General features: G+C 74.8%; 15 protein-coding genes. 5 read left to right on the forward strand and 10 right to left on the reverse strand.

The features are described from left to right. Window positions 1-25: 25 nt before the first annotated feature. The 6 genes from KCH_RS40915 to KCH_RS03785 all read right to left on the reverse strand — a co-directional run bounded on the left by KCH_RS40915 (window position 26) and on the right by KCH_RS03785 (window position 5,142). Window positions 26-553 (reverse strand): hypothetical protein, encoded by a 528-nt coding sequence (locus tag KCH_RS40915; protein WP_035858941.1) that lies wholly within the window; start codon window positions 551-553, stop codon window positions 26-28. A 78-nt stretch (window positions 554-631) separates the two neighbouring features. Further along, a complete protein-coding gene (locus tag KCH_RS03765) occupies window positions 632-2,110 on the reverse strand; it encodes a hypothetical protein (protein WP_208865914.1) in 1,479 nt (492 codons plus the stop codon). Between the two features lie 193 nt (window positions 2,111-2,303). After that, window positions 2,304-2,624 carry a hypothetical protein gene (locus KCH_RS03770; RefSeq protein WP_157031877.1) on the reverse strand — a complete coding sequence of 107 codons (321 nt, stop codon included), beginning with the start codon at window positions 2,622-2,624 and terminating at the stop codon, window positions 2,304-2,306. A gap of 66 nt (window positions 2,625-2,690) precedes the next feature. After that, window positions 2,691-2,990, reverse strand: a complete 300-nt coding sequence (locus KCH_RS03775) for a hypothetical protein (protein ID WP_035858947.1) — start codon at window positions 2,988-2,990, stop codon at window positions 2,691-2,693. Between the two features lie 239 nt (window positions 2,991-3,229). Further along, on the reverse strand, window positions 3,230-4,402 hold the full coding sequence (locus KCH_RS03780) for a magnesium and cobalt transport protein CorA (RefSeq protein ID WP_035858949.1): 1,173 nt from the start codon (window positions 4,400-4,402) through the stop codon (window positions 3,230-3,232). A gap of 341 nt (window positions 4,403-4,743) precedes the next feature. Next, on the reverse strand, window positions 4,744-5,142 hold the full coding sequence (locus tag KCH_RS03785; RefSeq protein WP_035858963.1) for a VOC family protein: 399 nt from the start codon (window positions 5,140-5,142) through the stop codon (window positions 4,744-4,746). 117 nt (window positions 5,143-5,259) lie between these two features. On the opposite strand from KCH_RS03785, the gene KCH_RS03790 reads away from it, so the two are divergent. After that, the gene (locus KCH_RS03790; RefSeq protein ID WP_035858966.1) at window positions 5,260-6,306 is read left to right on the forward strand and encodes a helix-turn-helix transcriptional regulator; all 1,047 of its coding nucleotides are present in this window, start codon (window positions 5,260-5,262) and stop codon (window positions 6,304-6,306) included. Window positions 6,307-6,384: 78 nt separating this feature from the next. On the opposite strand, the gene KCH_RS03795 is transcribed toward KCH_RS03790, so the two are convergent. Beyond that, window positions 6,385-7,146: a hypothetical protein gene (locus tag KCH_RS03795; protein ID WP_208865915.1), complete on the reverse strand. Its 762-nt coding sequence runs from the start codon at window positions 7,144-7,146 to the stop codon at window positions 6,385-6,387. Between the two features lie 193 nt (window positions 7,147-7,339). On the opposite strand from KCH_RS03795, the gene KCH_RS03800 reads away from it, so the two are divergent. Further along, window positions 7,340-8,110, forward strand: a complete 771-nt coding sequence (locus KCH_RS03800) for a GNAT family N-acetyltransferase (protein ID WP_051652705.1) — start codon at window positions 7,340-7,342, stop codon at window positions 8,108-8,110. A gap of 92 nt (window positions 8,111-8,202) precedes the next feature. Here KCH_RS03800 and KCH_RS03805 read toward each other — a convergent pair whose 3' ends face one another. Continuing rightward, window positions 8,203-9,615, reverse strand: coding sequence for an MFS transporter (locus KCH_RS03805; RefSeq protein WP_035870682.1), 1,413 nt, complete (start codon window positions 9,613-9,615; stop codon window positions 8,203-8,205). A 31-nt stretch (window positions 9,616-9,646) separates the two neighbouring features. Then, on the reverse strand, window positions 9,647-9,844 hold the full coding sequence (locus KCH_RS40920) for a hypothetical protein (RefSeq protein ID WP_035858969.1): 198 nt from the start codon (window positions 9,842-9,844) through the stop codon (window positions 9,647-9,649). Between the two features lie 76 nt (window positions 9,845-9,920). Here KCH_RS40920 and KCH_RS03815 point away from each other — a divergent pair, with 76 nt between their 5' ends. From KCH_RS03815 to KCH_RS43895, 3 genes are all read left to right on the forward strand, one after another. Beyond that, window positions 9,921-10,772 carry a helix-turn-helix domain-containing protein gene (locus tag KCH_RS03815; RefSeq protein ID WP_035858972.1) on the forward strand — a complete coding sequence of 284 codons (852 nt, stop codon included), beginning with the start codon at window positions 9,921-9,923 and terminating at the stop codon, window positions 10,770-10,772. A 269-nt stretch (window positions 10,773-11,041) separates the two neighbouring features. Next, on the forward strand, window positions 11,042-14,419 hold the full coding sequence (locus KCH_RS03820) for a right-handed parallel beta-helix repeat-containing protein (RefSeq protein ID WP_157031878.1): 3,378 nt from the start codon (window positions 11,042-11,044) through the stop codon (window positions 14,417-14,419). A gap of 2,383 nt (window positions 14,420-16,802) precedes the next feature. Then, window positions 16,803-19,247: a CHAT domain-containing protein gene (locus KCH_RS43895; RefSeq protein ID WP_244305611.1), complete on the forward strand. Its 2,445-nt coding sequence runs from the start codon at window positions 16,803-16,805 to the stop codon at window positions 19,245-19,247. Window positions 19,248-19,259: 12 nt separating this feature from the next. On the opposite strand, the gene KCH_RS40925 is transcribed toward KCH_RS43895, so the two are convergent. Then, window positions 19,260-19,421 (reverse strand): hypothetical protein, encoded by a 162-nt coding sequence (locus tag KCH_RS40925; RefSeq protein WP_157031879.1) that lies wholly within the window; start codon window positions 19,419-19,421, stop codon window positions 19,260-19,262. Window positions 19,422-19,425: the final 4 nt, after the last annotated feature.

A 19,425-nucleotide genomic window follows, 5' to 3' on the forward strand; every position in this document is an offset into this window, starting at 1 on the left:
CTGGTGAGAGGCCCTCCGTCACCCGCTAGAGTCCGAACTCGTGCAGCAGCGGGTGACGGTTCATCATGTCCGTACCGGGCCGACCGAGTACCGGGTGATCCGGGCCGCCGACGGCCCCGGGCGGCTCGTCCTCCTCGACCGCCACCACCTGCTCGACATGTACGCCGACCTCGACGGGCTGAGCCGCCTCGCGGCGCTCTGGTCCCTGGCCGCCCGCTCCGCGCGCTCCCTGGTCCACCTGCCGCTGCGCGGCCGACCCGCCCCGGCCGGCTACCACGACGGCCTCCCGAACGAGATCCCGCCGGTCGCCCTGGACGTCCTCCTGGTCCACCACAGCCTCCAGTTCCGCCCCGCCGACTGGAAGGCCCTCCGCAACCGCCTCGGCCCCGGCCGCCCGCACACCACGGCCACCCCCGACCGGGAATTCCCCGCCGAACACACCTCGGTCCGCCGCCGCCCCCACGACCACCTCCGCTTCGACCGCGCCGCCCGCACCCTCGTCATCACCGGCAGCCCCGCCGCCTACCGCTTCGAGGGCATAGGCCTCCGCCACCTCCTCACCGAGGCCCCGCCGCCCACCACACCTGGCCCGCCACCCACCAGTGCACCGAACTCGACGCCGGCCCCTGGCTCACCTACCCCGTTCACACCCCGGTCCCCCGCCGCATCCACCTCCAGTACTGCCCGGACTGGCAGCTCTGACGGCCGGTCGGCGCGAACCGTCCGTCAGCACGCGGAGCGCGAGCACCGACCCGTCCGCGTGCACGGAGACCGGGCCGCCCCACTTCTCGTCCAGACCCACCCAGGGCCGGTCGCGTCGGTTCGCGTGGACGACGGCGCGGTACTCCGCGACGTCACCGCCGATCAGCAGGTCGAATAGCCGCGTGTGAACTCCTGAGAACGCCTCGACCCTGGTCCCGTTCAGCCGGAACACGTGATCGGTGCCGACGTACGACTCGCCACGTATCGTCTCCCGAAGGTCCCCGGGGCCGACGCCGGCCGCGTGATCGTAGCCCTCGAACCGCTTCCGTCCCTGAGCGACCGTCAAGTACTGTGCGGTGCCGTTGCCCGAGTCGGTGAACGCCATCAGACCGGCCGCCTCCGTACGGCCCAGGGTCTCCTGGAACCAACGGAAGTCGTCTGGCCCGAGGTGCCATCCTGGCTCGGGCTCGGGCACCCGGCCTCCTTCGGCCGGTCGCCGTACACCGGGGACGAGGACCGCCGGCCGGGAAGGCTCGTTCAAGCTCACCGGCAGTTCCCCGTCCGGAAGGTCGAGCCGACCGCCCCGGCCCACCGCCCGCAGGACGTGCACCGTCACCACACCCGCGCGCGACAACTCCGTGCTGAACAGCAGCCCGGGGGTCTCGTTCCACTCACCGATGTGCAGACCCTCGGCGTGCGCGGAGGCGGAAGCCAACTGCCCGGCCGACGTGAGGGAATTGCTGTGGTTCCCTTTCGAGACGATGGGGACCACCAAGGACGCCTCCCCCGGCCGCCAGACCTCGGCGAGGTACTGCGGGCGGTACCGATGGCCGGCGCCGCCTCCCTTGCGCGCCTCCCGGCCCGTGTCGGTCACCGCCCAGCCCGCACGCAGCACGGTCTCGACGGGCAGGATCGACACGCAGTGGTGGGGATACCGCAGCCCGAGAACGTGCTTGGCGATCGTGAGAGCCAGTCCGGTGCCGAGTTCGGTCGACTGCTGGTGCTTGTAGTAGTCACCGATCCCCCGGCCTTCGCCGGTCAGCCTGAGGTACTGGCCGTGGCCCGGCAGTTGCAGTTGCCCGCCGACGGCGAGGGCCTGGTGGTACTTGAGTGCGCCCCAGTGCTCCGCCATCCCCCGGCCCGCGCCCTTCGCCGACAGTGCGGTGGCCGAGGCCAGGGTGTGCAGGACGTCCCACATGGCGACGGTCTGCTCCCGGGTGAACTCCCCACGGTGCAGCGGCGCGAGGTGCGGTTTGCGGCGCAGCCCGCCCTCGCCCCGGTCCGCCCGCTTCTTGTCGTCGGCCGCGATGGCCGCCTTCACCTTGCCGAGCAGATCCTCGCCGGACCGGACCGAAACGGTCGACGCCTCGACGAGATCCTCCAGGACCGTCTCCACCGACTTCTCCACTGTGCCCCCACCGTTCCGGAACTGCGGACCCGGTGACGGTACGAACGAACCCGGCGGGGCACGCAAGCCGCGCAGGGGGGCACGTGGGAGGGGCAAGGGTCTTTCGCGGCCCGGACGGAGGTCGTCCCCGGCACCGTGCGCGCAACCGTCGCCGCCTGTGCGGACTGTCCAACACGCCCCACGGGACGACGACTTAACCGGGGTGCCGCCACCAGAGGTTCCAGCTGCCGTTGGCGCCGGACGCGCAGTAGAAGTACTCGTCGGCCTCTCCGGTGAGGTTGCCGTAGGCGATGTTGTTCCAGTACGCGCGGCCGACCTGGCAGTCGTTGTACGAGCTGCCGCCGTTCTGGTACTGGATCCACAGTTCGTTGACGTAGGTGGCAGCGGGTGCCGCCGAGGCCGTCGTGCCCGTCGGAGCTGCGACGGCTGCGCCGGCACCTCCGGCGAGCGCTGCGGCAGAGGCCGCGACGGTCAGCGCCACAACGGCTGACGCTCGCTTGATCCTCAAGAACATGGTGCGGTTCCTCACCTTCCGTTGATTGCCCACGAAGAGTTGCGCCCGTCGGGTGTGCCGCCCGGCTCACACGTTGTGCCGCCACCACAGATTCCAGGCACCGTTGGCACCGGGCGCACAGTAGAAGTACTCGTCGTTCCCGCCGTTGGGGTTGCCGTAGTAGACGTTGTTGAAGTGGACGATTCCGAGCTGGCACTGATTCCAGGCAGTCGCTGCCTGGGTGTACGAGAAGTACAGCTCGTTGATCGTGGTGGCCGCGGCGCTCGGAGCCGCCGTCGCGGTGCCGGTGCCCACGGTGAGGGCCGCGGCAGAGGCGACCAGCGCCACCGCGACGGCCGAGGTTGCTCGCTTCAGTCGGGAATACATGCGCGTGTCCTCACTCGGTTTCTGTGAGAGCCTGAGCCCTTGCTTGCGAATCCAGGGGCGAACCGGCGCCTTCCCCGCCCGTCTGACGGGCCTTCACCGGTTGACCGCTGCCCATATCCTGGTCCGGATCGACCTGCGAGACATCCGTCAAACGACGGTTCAGGTCGACCGGTGCAAGGGTGCGTGACTTAAGAAGCCGCCTCGTGTCCGCCCACTGCGCATCACCGGGCGAGAAGACCCTAGAGCCAGTCGCGCTTCTTGAAGATGAAGTAGAGGCTGGCGCAGACCACGCCCATCAGGCCGATGGCGAAGGGGTAGCCGAAGGCCCAGTGGAGTTCGGGCATGGAGTCGAAGTTCATGCCGTAGACGGTGCCGATGAGGGTGGGGGCGAAGAGGATGGCGGCCCAGGAGGAGATCTTCTTGATCTCGTCGTTCTGGGCGTGGCCGGCCTCGGCGAGTTGCTTCATCTCCTCGTTCTGCCGCTGGGAGACCAGGGTGGCGTTGACGGTGAGGATGTTCTGGAGCATCTGGCGGAAGCCGTCGACGCGTTCGGCGGCGTAGGTGGCGTGGTCGGCGACGTCGCGCAGGTAGCGCTGGAGTTCCTCGTCGGTGCCGTACTTCTGGAAGCCCGCTTCGAGGGCGCGCATGATCTCCAGCAGGGGGCCGGTGGCGCGCTGGAGTTCGATGACCTCGCGGGAGAGTTCGTAGATGCGGCGGGAGACCCGGGGGTCGCCGCCGAAGACCTCGGTCTCGATCTCGTCGATGTCGTGCTGGAGGCCGGCGATGACGGGCGCGTAGCCGTCGACGACGGCGTCCAGGACAGCGTAGAGGACGGCTTCGGGGCCGAGGGCGAGGAGTTCGGGGTCGGCTTCGAGGCGGCCGCGGATCATCGACAGGTCGGGCGACTGGGAGTGGCGGACCGTCAGGACGAAGTCGGGGCCGACGAAGAGGTGGATCTCGCCGAAGTCGACCTCTTCGACGTCGTCGAGGTAGCGCGCGGCGCGCAGGACGACGAACAGGGTGTCGCCGTAGCGTTCCAGCTTGGGCCGCTGGTGGGCGACGATGGCGTCCTCGACGGCGAGTTCGTGCAGGTCGAACTTCTCGGCCGCTTCGACGAGTTGGGCCTCGGCGGGCCGGTAGAGGCCGATCCAGGCCATGGTGCCGGGCTTGCCCGGGAGTTCGCGGTAGATCTCGGCGAGGCTGGCCGGCGTCTCTATCCGCCGCCCGTCGCGGTACACGGCGGCGTCGACGACGGAACGCTCCAGCGTGACGGGCTGGTTGTCGTCCGGGTTCTGGTCGGAGCGCGGGTCCATGGAGTGTTCGGGAGCCGGCGAGCGGTCGGCGGCGGGCCGGGTGGTGCGGCTGAACGGTCGCTTGCTCGCGCGCACGGCGCGCACTCGCCAGTCGGACATGGCGGGTACCTCCACGGGTCTGGGTCCGTCGCGCCCCGCACGGCGGGGTGGGACGGCCGGCCCCGGAGGACGGTCCGCGCGGGCGAGCGGACCCGGGGAACGCGGGGCGGCGTTCAGCGGGCGGTGCGCGGGCGGGGGTTCCGGAGGCCGGGAGCGGGTGAGAACTGCCCGGAGCGGGGCCGACTTCGGCCCGGACTACTGCACTCCACTGCTCTCACCTCCGTACCTTCCGGACGCACCGGGCGTCACGACCGTCGCCCAGTCTAGCCCCGATCGGTATGAGTCCTCGTCAGCCGGTCGGCGGGCCGTCGCGGCGCCCGCGCGGGCGCCCGTCCGTGGGGTCAGCGTGCGAACTTCTCGATCGCGGCCGGGGTGACCGGGGTGAAGAAGTTGACCAGGTTGCCGTCCGGGTCGCGGAGCAGCAGCGAGCGGTTGCCCCAGGGCATCGTGGTGGGTCCGGCGACGAAGTCGGTGACGGATCCGGTCAGCCTGCGGTGGAGTCCGTCCACGTCGTCGACCAGGAACTCGGTGATCACGCTGTCGTTGGCGGCCGGCCGGGCCGAGCCCGGGGCGAACAGCGGGACGGTGCGGGTGCCGGCGATCGCCAGGGTGGCGGTCGGGGTCCGGAGTTCGGCGAAGTCCTCGGTGGCCCAGGCCGCCCGGGCGCCGGTGGCCTGCTCGTAGAAGGCGACGAGGCGCGCGACGTCGGCGGTGATGATGCGGATCGAGACGAAGTCCATGGAGGTCTCCTCGGCTGTGCGGAAGGCGTGCACCTCGCAGGCTAGGAGAAATACCGGACAGGATCGGTCCGGTATCCGCCGACGGATCCGGCGAACGGGCTGGGTAGGCTGCGGACCGTGTCCCGACCCACCGGCCGCGTGCTGGCCCTCCTGGAACTGCTGCAGTCCGGCGGGACGCGCACCGTGGCCGAACTCGCCGACCGGCTCGGCGTCGAGGGGCGGACCGTCCGCCGGTACGTGAACCACCTGATCGAGCTGGACGTGCCGGTGGAGTCGGTGCGCGGCCGCTACGGCGGCTACCGGCTCGCCCCCGGGTACCGGCTGCCGCCGCTCATGCTCGGCGAGGACGAGGCGCTGGCCGTGCTGCTCGGCCTGGTCGCCGGCCGCCGGGCGGGCCTCGCCCCGGCGCAGCGCACGGCGGGCGAGACGGCGGCGGCGAAGATCCGGCGGGTGCTGCCCAAGCACCTCGCGCTCCGGCTCGACGCCCTCCTGGAGACGCTCGCCTTCACCGACCGGCCTGGCGATCCCGAGGTCCCGGACGCCGGGGTCCTGCTCGCGGTCGCCGAGGCGGCCCGCAGCCGCCGACCGCTGTCGATCCGCTACCTCGACGGCGAGGGGCGGCGCAGCACCCGCACCGTGCACGTGTACGGGATCGTCGCCCACGCGGGCCGGTGGTACGCCACCGGCGAGGACGCCGGGCTCGGCGCGGAGCGGACCTTCCGCCTCGACCGCATCGCGGACGCCCGGATCCTGCCCGGCTCGTTCGAGGTGCCCGCGGGCCTCGATCCGGCGCAGCGGCTGCTGGCGGCGTTCGCCACCGCCGAGCGCCGGTACGAGGTGACGCTGCGGGTGCACGCCACGGTCGGCCGGATCCGCACCGTCCTTCCCGCCGCCGTCGCGCGACTTGAGGACGACGGGGCGACGGTCGAGGACGAAGCGGGCGACGACGACGAAGCGGGCGAGGACGCTGCGGGCGAGGACGACGCGGCCGGGGACGGGACGGTCGAGCGCTGGCGGCGCGTCGAGCTGCGGGTGGAGCGGCTCGACTGGCTGCCCGCCGCCCTCGCCTCGCTCGACCGGCCGTTCACCGTCGAGCGCCCCGAAGAACTGCGCGTCCTGGTCGCCGAGTTCGCCGAGCGTCTGGCGTCCTACGCCCGCGGGTGAGCGCCCGCAGCCGAGCGCCCGCAGCTCAGCGCCGACCGCCGGCGCGCCCCCGGACGGGCCGCACTCGGGCGGTGCCGGTCACGCGGCCGCGCGCCCGGCCGGGACGTCCCCGACGGTCGCGGCGCGGGTGCGCGCATACTCCTCCGGGTCGCGGATCCGCCACACCGCCTGCCCGACGGCGAGCACGCCGCGCGCGGGCAGGGCGACCTCGCCGATGACGGGGTTCTCGGTGAGCCGGGCCGGCCGGCCGAGGTCGTGGCCGTCGAGGGTGGCGAGCGAGTCGGTGATCAAGTACATCCGCTGCGGCATCAGCACCCCGTGGTGCCCGCTGGGCATCGGGCCGGCCAGCCGGAGCCGCCCGAGGCCGAGCCCGCGGGCCAGCAGCTCGCGCATCCGCACCAGCGGCGCGGGCCGCCAACTGGACGGCGGCAGAACGGAACTGACGGCGTTGAGGGCGCGCAGCGCGGGCCCTTCGGCGGCGGTGAGGGTCCAGTCGAGTTCGGGGTGGTCCATGGTGACGAGCAGGGTGTCGGGCCCGGTCCAGGTCAGCCCGATCCGGGCGGTGCCGGTGTGCGCGCAGGCCGCGCCGTAGTAGCGCGGGCAGGCGGTCCCGACGTGCGGACCGTCGACGTGGATCGACCAGTCGCCGTCCGGGGTGCGATGCCACACGGTGCGGTACGGGCCGAAGCTGCTCTGCGGGAAGACCCGCAGCGCGAGCACGTGCCCGGTGTCGAACGGCAGGCCGAACACGCCCCAGCCTGCCGCGTACTCGTATCCGTCCCACGGGCTCCCGCCCTGCGCGCTCGGCGGCGGGGACAGCTGCGACGCCAGGTCGACCATGACGACCACCTCGCTCCGGACGGGTGCTGTCGCTCCCCCCAGCATCCCACCGGGCCGCCGGACCCGAACGCCGCGACGGCCGGGCGGCGGCGGAGGGGCAAGGCGCGCGCAGGGCGAGGCGCGGCCAGGGCAGCGCAGGGCGGGGGCGAATATTCGGTACCGGGCGCGGGACCGTGATGGCAGGCTCCGGGGCATGATCGACTCGAACCGCGCCACCCGCACCGACGGCATCGTGATCACCACGCTCGCCGAGCGCCCCTCGCTGATCCCCCGCGTCTACGAGTTCGCCGACACCTGGCCGGAGTTCGTCGCGCACGACCCGGTGGCGGACGCCTTCATGGGGCACGTGGCGACGGCGTTCCCGGAGCACTGCGTGGTGGCGACGGACGGCGACCGGGTGGTGGCCCGGGGAATGAGCGCGCCGTTCGACGGCCGGCTCGCCGGGCGGGACGAACTGCCGGACCGGGGCTGGGACCAGGTGCTGGCGTGGGCGTTCTACGACCGGCGCAAGGAGCGGGCGGCGACGGTGGTCAGCGCGCTGGAGATCACCGTCGAGGCGGGTCACCTGGGCCGGGGCCTGTCGTCCCGGCTGCTGAACGCGCTGCGCGCGGCCGCCGGCGCGCAGGGCCACCGCCACCTGCTGGCACCGGTCCGGCCGACGGCGAAGCACCTGGAACCGCACGTCCCGATGGCCGAGTACGTGGAGCGCCGCCGCCCGGACGGCCTGCCGGAGGATCCGTGGCTGCGGGTGCACGTGCGGGCGGGCGGCGAGATCGTGCGGGTCGCGCCGGCGTCGATGACGGTGAGCGGTTCGCTGGCGGAGTGGCGCGCCTGGACGGGCCTCCCGTTCGACCGGGACGGCGCGGTCGAGGTGCCGGGCGCGCTGACGCCGGTGCACTGCGACCTCGCGCAGGACCACGCGGTGTACGTGGAGCCCAACGTCTGGGTCCGGCACCGCACCTGAGCCACCGGAGAACCCGAGCCGCCGGACCTGAGCCGCCGGACGCCGGCGGGCCGGTCGCCCCGCGACGGGGCGACCGGCCGGGTGACGTGGCGTCAACTCCGCTGCTTCAGGCGGGTGGAGGCGAGGACCGCGACCAGCACGAGCGCGGTGTTGGCGAGCACGGCCAGCGCGATGCCGGTCAGGATGCCGTGCGCGGGCGCGGACGCGGCGACGATCGCGCTCATCACGGGGGTGCCCATGGTGATGCCGATCTGCTGGGTCATGGTGGCGAGCCCGGCGGCGGTGCCCTGCTCGCGGTCGGGCAGGCCGGCGGTCGCGGTGACCATGAAGCCGACGATGACCAGCATGTTGCCGACGCCGCCGACGAAGGTGGCGGGCAGCAGCAGCCACAGCCAGCCGGTGCCGGGGCCGAGCAGCAGCAGGGCGCCGGTCGCGGCGGCCTGGGCGAGTCCGCCGGCCAGCAGGGCGCCGCGGGTGCCGAGCCGGGCGATCGCCCGGGCGGCGAGGGTGCCGCCGAGGACGGTGCCGAGGCCGAGGACGCCGAAGGAGAGCCCGGCGGCGAGGGCGGAGAAGTCCAGCACCTCCTGCAGGTAGAGGGTGAGCAGGAAGACCAGCGAGGTCTCGGTGAGGAAGGCCAGCAGGCCGATCAGGTTGCCGAGCCGGACGGTCGGGCGGCGCAGCACGGCGGGCGGGACGAGCGGTGCGGCGGCGCGGCGTTCGACGACCAGGAAGACGCCGAGCAGGGCGGTGCCGAGCAGCAGGACGGGCAGCGCGGCGGGGTGGGTCCAGCCGTGCTGGCCGGCCTCGGTGAGGCCGAGGACGAGGGCGAGCAGGCCGAGGGTGACGGTGATCGCGCCGGGGAGGTCGAGGCGTTCACGGGCGGCGGCCTCGGGGCGGGACTCGGCGAGGACGCGGGGGGCGATCAGCAGGACGGCGAGCGCGACGGGGACGTTGATCAGGAACGCCCAGCGCCAGGACAGCAGGTCGGTGAGGACGCCGCCGAGCACCGCGCCGGCGGTGAAGCCGGCCGACATCAGGGCGCCGTTGAGGCCCAACGCCCGTTCGCGGAGCGGCCCTTCGGGGAAGGCGGTGGTGAGCAGGGCGAGTCCGGCGGGGGTGACGGCGGCGGTGGCGAGGCCCTGGGCGACGCGGGCGGCGATCAGCACGGCCGGGTCGGTGGCGAGGCCGCCGGCGAGCGAGGCGACGGCCAGCAGGGCCAGTCCGAGCAGGAACAGCCGGCGGCGGCCGAACAGGTCGGCGACCCGGCCGAACAGCAGGGTGAATCCGGCGGCGGGCAGCGCGAACGCGGTGGCGATCCACTGGAGCCGGCCGATCGGCAGGCCCATGCCGGTGCCGATCGCGGGCAGTGCCACGTTGAGGATGGAGAAGTCCACGGCCAGCATGAACTGGGCCACCAGCAGCACGACCAGGACCACCAGGGTGCGTCCGGCGAGGCGTGGCGCCGTGCCCGGCTCCGCCTGCCCGGTCAGCTGAATTGTCGACATGTCGGTCAACCTTCCCTTCGTTGTGCGCACTTCAGGCATTTCGGGTGCTTCGGTGCTTCGGTGCTTCGAGCGCGTCGAGCGCGTCGAGCGCGTCGAGCGCGTCGAGCGCGTCGAGCGCGTCGAGCGCGTCGGAGACCTCGGGCGCTGCGAGCGCCCCGGGCGCTGCGATGACCTCGGGAAGGAGCCTGCGCCGTTCCGGCGGGCGGAGGCAGACCCCGGCCGAAGCCACCCTCCGGGAAGGTGGCACTGGCAGGGTTACCCTCGGCCGCTGACGAGCCCGACCGGCGGCGGGCATCCTGGTGCGCATGCACACTTCGACCGATCTCGGGGAGTTCCTGCGCAGCCGCCGGGCCCAACTCCGGCCGCAGGACGTGGGGCTGAACGCGACGGACAGCCGCCGCCGGGTGCCGGGCCTGCGCCGCGAGGAGCTCGCGCTGCTGGCCGGCGTGAGCGTGACCTACTACACCCGGCTCGAACAGGGGCAGAGCGTCAACGCCTCGGACGGCGTGCTGGACGCGGTGGCCCGCGCGCTGCGCCTGGACCGCGACGAGCACGCCCACCTGCGCGACCTGGCCCGCCCCCGCAAGGCCGCGAACCGCGGCGCGGCGCCGAAGCCGGACCGGGTGCGGCCCGCGACCCGGCAGTTGATCGCGGCGATGGACCGCGTCCCGGCGGTGGTGCTGGACCGCCGCAACAACGTGCTGGCGTGGAACCCGCTCGGGCACGCCCTGCTGGCGGGGCACCTGGACCGGGACAGCCCGGACCGCCCGGCCGAGCGCCCGAACCTGACCAGGCTGCTCTTCCTGGACCCGCACACCCGGGAGCTGTACACCCACTGGGAGAGCGAGACCAGGGTGGCGCTCGCCGCGCTGCGGCTGACCGTCGGCCGGCACCCGGAGGACCGGCAGCTGGCCGAGCTGGTCGGTCATCTGGCCATCCACAGCCCGGAGTTCGCCGCGCTGTGGGCCCGGCACCCGGTGCGCGAGTGCACGGTCGGCAGCAAGTCCTTCCACCACCCGCTGGTCGGCGAGCTCGACCTGGCCTTCGAGAGCCTGACCACCTCGGACGGCAGCGGCCACCGGGTGCTGCTGTACAGCGCCGAGCCGGGCTCGCCGTCCGCCGCCGCGCTCGGCCTGCTGGCCGGCACCCTGCACTGACGGCCGGCCCCGCCGCAGCCGACCGCAGGATCCGGAATTCACCGACCGGCGACCGGAGTTCGCTGATTTGATGTCCCCAGGACGATCGGCGGCTCGCGGGGGGGCGCGATGGCTCGGGCTGGTGACCGGCAGGGCGGGGGCGGGCAGCCGCGGCTGCGGCCGTCGGGGATGTACCGCCGGTGGCGGGTGGCCGGTGCGGTGTTCGCGGCCGGCGCGCTGGCGGTGTGCGCGTCGGCGGAGTTCGGCGGGCGTCGGGTCCCGTGGCGGCGGTGCTGACCGGGCTCGCGATCGCCGTGTGGGCGGTGGTGCTGGTCAGGGCGGCCGTGCGGGTGCTGTCGCCCGTCACGGTGGTGGTCCATCCGCGCTTCCTCGAACTGAGCGGCGGGATGCGGAAGGTCCGGCTGCCGTGGGAGCAGGTCGAGGGCCTGTGCCTGCTGCCGGTCCGCGGGTTCGCCGCGTCGTACGAATCGCCGCACTGGCGCGGCTCGTTGCTGGTGCGCACGGCGGAGGGCAGCCCGGCGGCGCTGACGGAGCGCGGACCGCTGCGCTGGTCGGCGCCGTGGCAGGGCGTGCTGGTCGACCTGGCCCCGCTGGCGGTGCCGAAGGAGCGGCTCGACGAGCTGTTCACGCCGCCGGCGTCGGACCGGTGGTGCGGGACGACCCGGCTGCCGGCCGGGCCCGGCGCGGCGTCGGTGTTCGCGGCCGGCTCGCTGCTGTCCTTGCCGGGCCGTGCGCTGCTGCGGATGCGGCGGTCGGTGGTGGTGCTGGGCACGGTCGTCTCGTTCGTCGCGTTGCGGGTGTCCGCGCCGGAGGCGTCGTTCGCGCCGGCGCTGCCGGTCGCGATCGCGATGTTCGTGCTGCTCTTCTCGGGGACGGGGTGGCTGCTGCTGCGGCTGTCTCGGCACTGCGAACTGCGGGTGGAGACCCGGGGCGTGGTGGTGGCCGTCGCGGGCCGGGAGCGGACCGTGCCGTGGGCCGAGGTCGTCTCGCTGGAGGCGGTGCAGCGCACGGTGTCGCCGAACGGACAGCGCCACCTGGCGACGTCGGTGCTGGCCCGGCTCGGCCCGGAGGCGAGCCTCCCCGCGCCGCTGCCGCACTGGCCGTTCCGGGCGGACGGCCGGACCGTGGAGCTGCTGCCGGTGCACTCGCCCGGGTACGGGCACCTGCACGGACTGACCGTCTTCCCGGCGCAGTTGACGGACGCGCTGACGCCGTACGGCGCGAACCTGCTGTCCGCCGGCACCCAGCGGGCCGGGTCCGCCGCCGGCGAGGCCGTCACCCTCCGGGTCGGGCCGAGCCGCCGGTCCGCCCACCGGACGCTGGCGTCGGCGCTGCACGCCGCGCCGCCGGACCGGCCGTTGCGGCTGCTGATCGAGCCGGGCCGGTACCGGGAGGCGGGGCCGCTGGTGCTGTCCGGCACCGTCGAGCTGGCCCGGGCGGAGGGCGAGGGCCGGGTGGTGATCGAGGCCCCGGAGCAGTCCGCCGTCCAGTGCGAGGGCCACGTCACCTTCGACTCGCTGACGCTGGAGGGCCGCGGCGCCGACGTGCTGGTCGCCACCGGCCGGCTCGAACTGCGGGAGTGCCGGATCGAGGCGTCCGGCGAGTACGCGCTGCGCGCCGCCCAGGGCGCCGAGGTGCTGCTGCGGGACTGCGAGGTCCTCGCGGGCCGGACCGAACTCGTCGGCGCGACGGGCCTGTTGACGCGCACCCGGTTCGTCTCGTGCCGGGACCACGCGCTGGTGGTGAAGGAGCGTTCGCAGGTCGAGCTCACCGACTGCGCGGTGACGGACAGTCGGGGCCGCGGCATCGACCTGACGCGTTCGACGGCGGAGATCCGCGGCTGCGAGTTCCGCGGCACCGGCGACACCGCCGTCGCCGTGGGCGACCACGCGGAGGTGCAGATCGTGGGGTGCCGGATCGACGAGGTCCACGCAACCGGCCTGGCCTTCGACCGGCAGTCGCGGGGCACCGTCCAGGACACCACCGTCAATGGCGCCGCCACGGGCCTGTACGTGGCGCGGGGCGCCGATCCGCGGGTCCGGGACTGCCTGTTCGCGCACTGCCGGGCCAGCGGCGTGGTCGTCGAGGACCAGGGGCGCGGGCGGCTGGAGAAGTGCCGGGTGGAGAACGCCGGCCAGAGCGGCATCAGCGTCGCCTCCGGCGGCATCCCCGCGGTGCACGACTGCGCGGTGGCGTTCGGCGTCACGGGCGTGACCGTGCACAAGGCGCGCGGCGACTTCACCCGGCTGCGGGTGCACGACCAGTCCGCGAGCGCCGTCGCGGTCCAGGAGGGCTCGGTGGTGGAGCTGACCGAACTGCGCCTGGAGCGCTGCAAGGACGGGGTGTTCGGGCACGGCACCGGAGTGACGCTCCGGCTGGTGGGCGCGGTCGTCACGGACGTCTCCGCCTCCGGGCTGGTGCTTCAGGACGCCGCCCGCGCCACCGCCGAGCACGTCACCGTCGAGCGGGCCGGCCTGTTCGGCCTCAACTGCCGTGACAGCAGCCGGCTGACGGCCCGGGACTGCACGGTGACCAAGCCGGGCGAGGCCGGGCTGCTGGTGCTCAGCACCAGCGCGGTGGAGATCACCGGCCTGGAGGTGTCCGGCAGCCGGCAGCACGGCGTCTGGGCGCGCAACACCGGTCAGCTGTCCCTCAGGGGGGTCCGGGTGCACGGCGCCGGCGGCGACGGCATCCGGCTGGAGGACGACGTGTACGGCACCCTGACGGACTGTGAGGTGACGGGCTGCGGGGGCGAGGCGGTGGTGCCGAACGAGCGGATGGTGCTGGACGACATCCGCACCGGCACCACCGCGGACGACCTGCTGCGGTCGGGGGCGGGGCCGATGGCCGAGCTGGAGAGCATGATCGGGCTCGCCGAGGCGAAACGGCAGGTCGCGGGCCAGGTCGACCTGCTCCGGCTGGCCCGCTGGCGCTCCGACGAGGACCTTCCGCCGCCGCCGCGGGCGCACCACCTGGTGTTCTCCGGCCCGCCGGGCACCGGGAAGACCACCGTGGCCCGGCTGTACGGGCAGATCCTGGCGGGGCTCGGCGCCCTGAAGAAGGGTCACCTGGTGGAGGTGGCGCGCGGCGACCTGGTCGGCGAGTACCTCGGGCACACCGCGCAGCGGACCCGCCAGGCCTTCGACCGGGCGTCCGGCGGTGTGCTGTTCATCGACGAGGCGTACAGCCTGGCGCGGCGGTTCGGCTCGAACAGCGACTTCGGGCAGGAGGCGATCGACGTCCTCACCAAGCTGATGGAGGACCACCGGGAGGACGTGGTGGTGATCGCGGCGGGCTACACCGAGGAGATGCGGGCCTTCCTGGACTCCAACCCCGGCCTGCGCTCCCGGTTCTCCCGCATCCTGGAGTTCGACCCGTACGACCCGGCCGAACTCACCGAGATCGTCGCGCGGGAGGCCGAGCGGCACGTGTACCGCCTCGCGCCGGACGTCGCCGACCGGCTCACCGAGCGCTTCACCCGCCGCGAGTTGCGCGGCGACCCCGCCAACGCCCGTGACGCGCGGACCCTGTTGGAGGAGATGGTGGAGCGGCAGGCGTCCCGGCTGGCGGCCGGCGGCACGCCGAGCCGGGAGGACCTGGTGCTGCTGCTGGTGGAGGACATTCCCGAGGAGGACAGCTGGCTGTGAACGAGGACGAGGCGTTCGACCTGCTCGCCGCCCGCCTCGCCGCGGTGGAGACCGACGAGGCGGCCGTCGCCTGGTTCGGCACCGCCGAGGCGTTCGCCGCGACGGCCGTCCTCCGGGCCGGCGGCGTGCCGCCCGCCGCGGAGCTTCCGTTCGAGGTCGCCCTCGTGCTCGGCTGGAGCGACCTGTACGGGTACGCGGCCGGCGGCGACAGCGACCCGTCGCTGCTCGGCGAGGGGCTGCTCTGCCTGCTCCTGGTCCGGCGGCACGCACCGGAGCGGATCCCGCCCGTGTTCGCCCCCGCCCTCGCCGTGGCCGCCGGCGAGCCGGTGGGCGCCGACGGGCCGGGCGTCGAACTGGCGAACACCGTCGCGCTGTCCGTGCTGGTCGCCTACCTGCGCTGGCAGCACCCCGGCGCGCCCGCCGTCGCGGCCGCGCTGCTGCGCCGGGCCGCCGACGACTGCCCGGCGGACGACCCGATGCGGGGCACGGTGCTGTCCTCCCTCGGCCTCGCGCTGGTCGACGACTGGTTCGACCGCGGCGCGCACCCGTCGCTCGCCGAGGCCGTGCGGGCCGGCCGCGCCGCCGTGGCCGCCGCCCCGGACGAACCGGGCGAACAGGCCCGCCGGCACGGCAACCTGGCCTTGGCGCTGCGCGTCCGGGCCGCCGCCGGGCCGGGCGACGGGCTCCTCGCGGAGGCCGTCGCCGAGGCCCGCACCGCGATCGGCCGCTGCCCGCCCGACGACCCCCGCGTGGCGACGTACCGGGCCGAACTCGGCGCCTGCCTGGCCCAGGCCGCCCTGTTCGAGGACGACCACGCCGTGCTGCCGGAGGCGGCCGCGGTGCTCCGCGCGGCGGTCCGCGCCGCCGACCGCGGCCTCCCCGGGCTCACCGACCGGCTCTCGAACCTCGGCATGGTGCTGATCGCCCGGGCCGCCGTCGAGGACGAACCCGGCCTCCGGGCCGAGGGGATCGCGTTCTGCCGGCAGGCCGTCGACGCGGCCGGCAGCACGGGTCTGCGGCTGAGGTACCTGTGCAACCTGGGCTTCGCCCTGCTCAGGTTCGGCACCGGCGACGACGCCGACGCCCTCGCCGCGGCCCTGCAGGCCGCCGAACTCGCCCCCGCCGGCAGCCCGCAGGTCGCCGCCGAAGCCCTGACACTGGCGTCCGTCGCCCTGACCAGGCGTCACCTGGCCGGCGGGCGGCCGGAAGACCTCGCGGCGGCCGTCGCCCGCGGCGCCGAGGGGCTCGACACCACCCCGCCGGAGTTCCCGGCGCTCCGCGTGGAACGGGGCTCGGCGCTCGCCGAACTGCTGTTGCTGCGGGCCGAGTCCGCCGGAGCCGACGACCCGTCGGCCGAGCCGGTCGCGCTGCTGCGCCGCCTCGTCGAGGAGCTGCCGGAGCCGTCGGCCGACCGGGCGACGGCGCTGCGCAACCTGGCCGACCACCTGCTCAGGTCCGCGGTGGACCACGGCCGCAGCGACCGGGCGGCCGGGGCGGCGGACCGCTACCGGGAGTGCCTCGCGCTGCCCTCCCCCGGCCCGCGCGTCGAGGCGGACGTGCGCTTCAAGCTGGGCACGGCCCTGCTGCTGGCCGCCCCGGACGACGAAGCCGCCTGGCGGCAGGCCGTCGCGGCGATGGACCGGGCGGTCGCCCTGCTCCCCGAGGGCGACCCGCAGCGGCTCGACCTCCAGTACCGGCTCGGCTGCCACTGGGTGGGGCACGCCATCGACACCCGCGACCTGGCCGCCTACCGGAAGGGGCTGGCCGGGCTGAGCGCCGTGGTGACCGCCGACGGGCCCTGCCCGGCCTCCGAGCGGGCCGAGCACCTCGCCCAACTCGGCACCGCCCTGCTGGGGTTCGCCACCCAGGGCGGCGGCGAGGAGCACGCCGGCCGGGCCGTCGAGCACCTCGAACAGGCCCTGGCGATGGCCCCCGCCGAGGGCGGCCAACGGCTGAACACCGTCCACCGGCTCGCCGACGCGCTCCACTCCTCCGCCTCGCTGCGCTCCGACACCGCCGCCCTCGACCGGGCCTTCGACCTGCTGACCGAGGCCCTCGCCGAGCCCGGCGGGTACCCCGAGGACCGGATCGACTGCCTGGTCGCGCTCGGCGGCAACCTGCGCCTGCGCTTCCACTTCACCGGCGACCCGGCCCACCTGGAACGGTCCGTCGCCCGGCTCCGCGAGGCCGTCGCCCTGGCCGCGCCGGCCCCGCACCCCCGGGCGCTCGTCGGGCTCTCCTCCTCCCTCTGCGACCTGTACGGCTTCCGGCACGACACGGCGCTGCGCACCGAGGCCATGGACAGCGGCCGGGCCGCCCTGGCCCTGCTGCCCGAGCACGACCCGGACACCGCCTCCGTCCGGGCCGCGCTCGGCGACCTCGAATGGTCGCTGGCCGTCGAGGCCGGCTCCGAGGAGCTGATGGACGCCGCGCTCGACACCCTGAGAGCCGCTCTCGCCGCCGCGCCGGAGGGCCACGCCGACCGGCCCACGGTGCTCACCCACCTCGGCACCGCCTACCTCCACCGGGCGAGCCGGACCGGCGACCGCAGTTGGGAGATCCAGGCCGTGACCGCGTTCCGGGCCGCGCTGGAGAGCTGCGGCCCGACCGCGGCCCAGCGCCCGATGCTGCTGAACAACCTCGGCCTGGCCCTGTTCGTGCTGGCCGGGACCACCGGCGAGGACGCGCTGCACGAGCAGGCGATCGGCCTGCTGAGCGAGGCGGCCGCGCTGCGCGGCGGCATGGCGGCGGCCCGCGAACGGGCCGCGCTGAACCTGACGCTGATGCAGTATCAGCAGGCCCGCGCGGCCGAGGACGTCCGGGCCTCGACCGCGGCCTGCCGGCGGTTCGAGGACCTGGTGCTGGAGCTCGGCTCCCCGCACCCGCTGCGGACCACCGCCCTGACCCGCCTCGCCATCGCCGGCCTGGGCACCGCCGACCTGCTGCCCGAGCGCACCGCCCGGACGGCGCTGCGCCGGGCCGTCGCGGCCGCCCGGGAGGCCCTCGCCGACGACACCCAGGACGCGGACCCGATGCATCCGACGGCCCGCCGGGTGCTGGCGGTGGCCCAGCTGCGCCGGGCCCGGCTCGGCGAGCAGGTCGACCTGGCGGAGGCGCTCCGGCTGAGCCGGCACAACGCCGAGGACCCGACCCTTCCGCCGCACACCCGCCTGGAGGCGGCCCGGCTGTGGGGCACCATCGCCGCGCACGCGGACCGGGCCGCGGAGGCGCTGAAGGGCTTCGCGCGGGCGGTCGAGCTGCTGCCGCAGGTGGCGCCCCGCCACCTCACCCGGCTCGACCAGGAGGACCGGCTCAGTTCCGGCCGCGGGCTGGCGAGTTCGGCGGCGGCGTTCGCGATCCGGGCCGGCGACCCCGAGCGGGCGCTCGCGCTGCTCGAACAGGGCCGGGGCGTGCTGCTGGCGCAGGGGCTGGAGAACCACGGCGACCTGTCCCGGCTGCGTGCCCTCGACCCGGCGCGCGCCGCGGAGTTCGAGCGGATCCGGGACCGGCTGAGTCGCGAACACCCGCTCGCGCGGCAGTTCGCGGGCACGGAACTGCCCGACGCGTTCTTCGTCCGCAGCTCCGGCGACCCGTCCGGAGCGGCGGCCGCGCTGCGCGAGACCGAGGAGCTCCACGCGCTGTCCCGCCGCTGGGACCGGCTGCTGGACGAGATCCGGGCGCTGCCCGAACTGGAGGACTTCCTGCGCCCGCCGTCCACCCGCCGGCTGCTGTCGGCCGCGGAGCGCGGCCCCGTGGTGGTGGTCAACGTCAGCGACTACGGCTCGCACGCGCTGATCCTGGCCGCCCCGCCCGGCGGCGCGCCGCACATCGACGTGCTGCCGCTGCCCGACCTCACCCCGAACGAACTCGCCTACGCCGTCACGGTGTTCGGCGAGCACGGCATCGACCTGGCGTACGGCGACCAGGGCGTGGCACAGGCCCGGAGGACGATGCGCGCGCTCGGCCTCGTCCTGGAGTGGCTGTGGAACAGCGTGACCGGGCCCGTGCTGGACCGGCTGCGGCTGCGCGGCACGCCGCTGGACGGGGAGGATTGGCCGCGCCTGTGGTGGTGCCCCACCGGCCGGCTCGCGTCGCTGCCGCTGCACGCGGCGGGCAAGGGCCAGGACTTTCCCGGCACTTGGGTGATGGACCGGGTGGTCTCCTCGTACACGCCGACGGTGCGGTCGCTGCTGCGCGCCCGCCGCCGGAGCACCGCCCCGGGTCGCCGCGACCGGCGCCCGCCCCGCTGGTGGTCTCGCTCGCCCGGACGCCCGGCGGCCCGCCGCTGCCCGGCGCCGGCCCCGAGGCCGACGCGGTGGCCGAACTGTTCCCCGGCGGGCTGCGGCTGGACGGCGAGCGGGCGCGGGTGGCGGAGGTGCTCCGGGCGCTGGAGCGGCACTCCTGGGCGCACTTCAGCTGTCACGGCGTCAGCGACCCGAGCAGCCCCTCGAACAGCGGGCTGATCCTGCACGACGGCCGGCTCAGCGCCTTCGACCTGTCCGCGCGCCGCCCGGTGGACGCCGAACTCGCCTTCCTGTCGGCCTGTTCGACCTCCCGGGGCGGCGTCGACCTGCCGGACGAGGCGGTGCACCTGGCGCCGTCGTTCCAGCTGGCCGGGTTCACCCACGTCATCGGCACGCTGTGGACGGTGTCCGACCGGATCGCCCGCCGACTCACCGAGGGCTTCTACGCCGCGCTGCGCGAGGACGCCGACCTGGGCCGGCCGTTCGATCCGGCGCTGGCCCTGCACCACCCCGTCCGGGAGCTGCGCGAGGAGTTGCTGCCCGCGCCGCACCTGTGGGCGGCGCACGTCCACATCGGGCCGTGAGCCGACGCTCCGTCAGGGAGTTTCGCCCGCACCGTCGTTCTCCGGCGGGACGGCCTGCTCGGACTCGGCCGGCGAGGTGCCCGAGGAGCCCTCCGGGCCGGTGTCGGGCTCGGCCGCGCCGCCGGAGATCCGGAAGATCCGCCGGTCGCGGTTCTCCTCGACCACGCTCTCCACCGAC

It is taken from the genome of Kitasatospora cheerisanensis KCTC 2395 (assembly GCF_000696185.1).
Classification (GTDB): Bacteria; Actinomycetota; Actinomycetes; order Streptomycetales; family Streptomycetaceae; genus Kitasatospora; species Kitasatospora cheerisanensis.

Excerpts from the sequence above, each read along its gene's own strand:
- KCH_RS03785 (WP_035858963.1), bottom strand. The coding sequence starts at position 5,142 with ATGGACTTCGTCTCGATCCGCATCATCACCGCCGACGTCGCGCGCCTC.
- KCH_RS03800 (WP_051652705.1), top strand. The coding sequence starts at position 7,340 with ATGATCGACTCGAACCGCGCCACCCGCACCGACGGCATCGTGATCACC.
- KCH_RS03815 (WP_035858972.1), top strand. The coding sequence starts at position 9,921 with ATGCACACTTCGACCGATCTCGGGGAGTTCCTGCGCAGCCGCCGGGCC.
- KCH_RS03795 (WP_208865915.1), bottom strand. The coding sequence starts at position 7,146 with ATGGTCGACCTGGCGTCGCAGCTGTCCCCGCCGCCGAGCGCGCAGGGC.
- KCH_RS03775 (WP_035858947.1), bottom strand. The coding sequence starts at position 2,990 with ATGTATTCCCGACTGAAGCGAGCAACCTCGGCCGTCGCGGTGGCGCTG.
- KCH_RS03770 (WP_157031877.1), bottom strand. The coding sequence starts at position 2,624 with ATGTTCTTGAGGATCAAGCGAGCGTCAGCCGTTGTGGCGCTGACCGTC.
- KCH_RS03805 (WP_035870682.1), bottom strand. The coding sequence starts at position 9,615 with ATGTCGACAATTCAGCTGACCGGGCAGGCGGAGCCGGGCACGGCGCCA.
- KCH_RS43895 (WP_244305611.1), top strand. The coding sequence starts at position 16,803 with ATGGTCGCTGGCCGTCGAGGCCGGCTCCGAGGAGCTGATGGACGCCGC.
- KCH_RS03780 (WP_035858949.1), bottom strand. The coding sequence starts at position 4,402 with ATGTCCGACTGGCGAGTGCGCGCCGTGCGCGCGAGCAAGCGACCGTTC.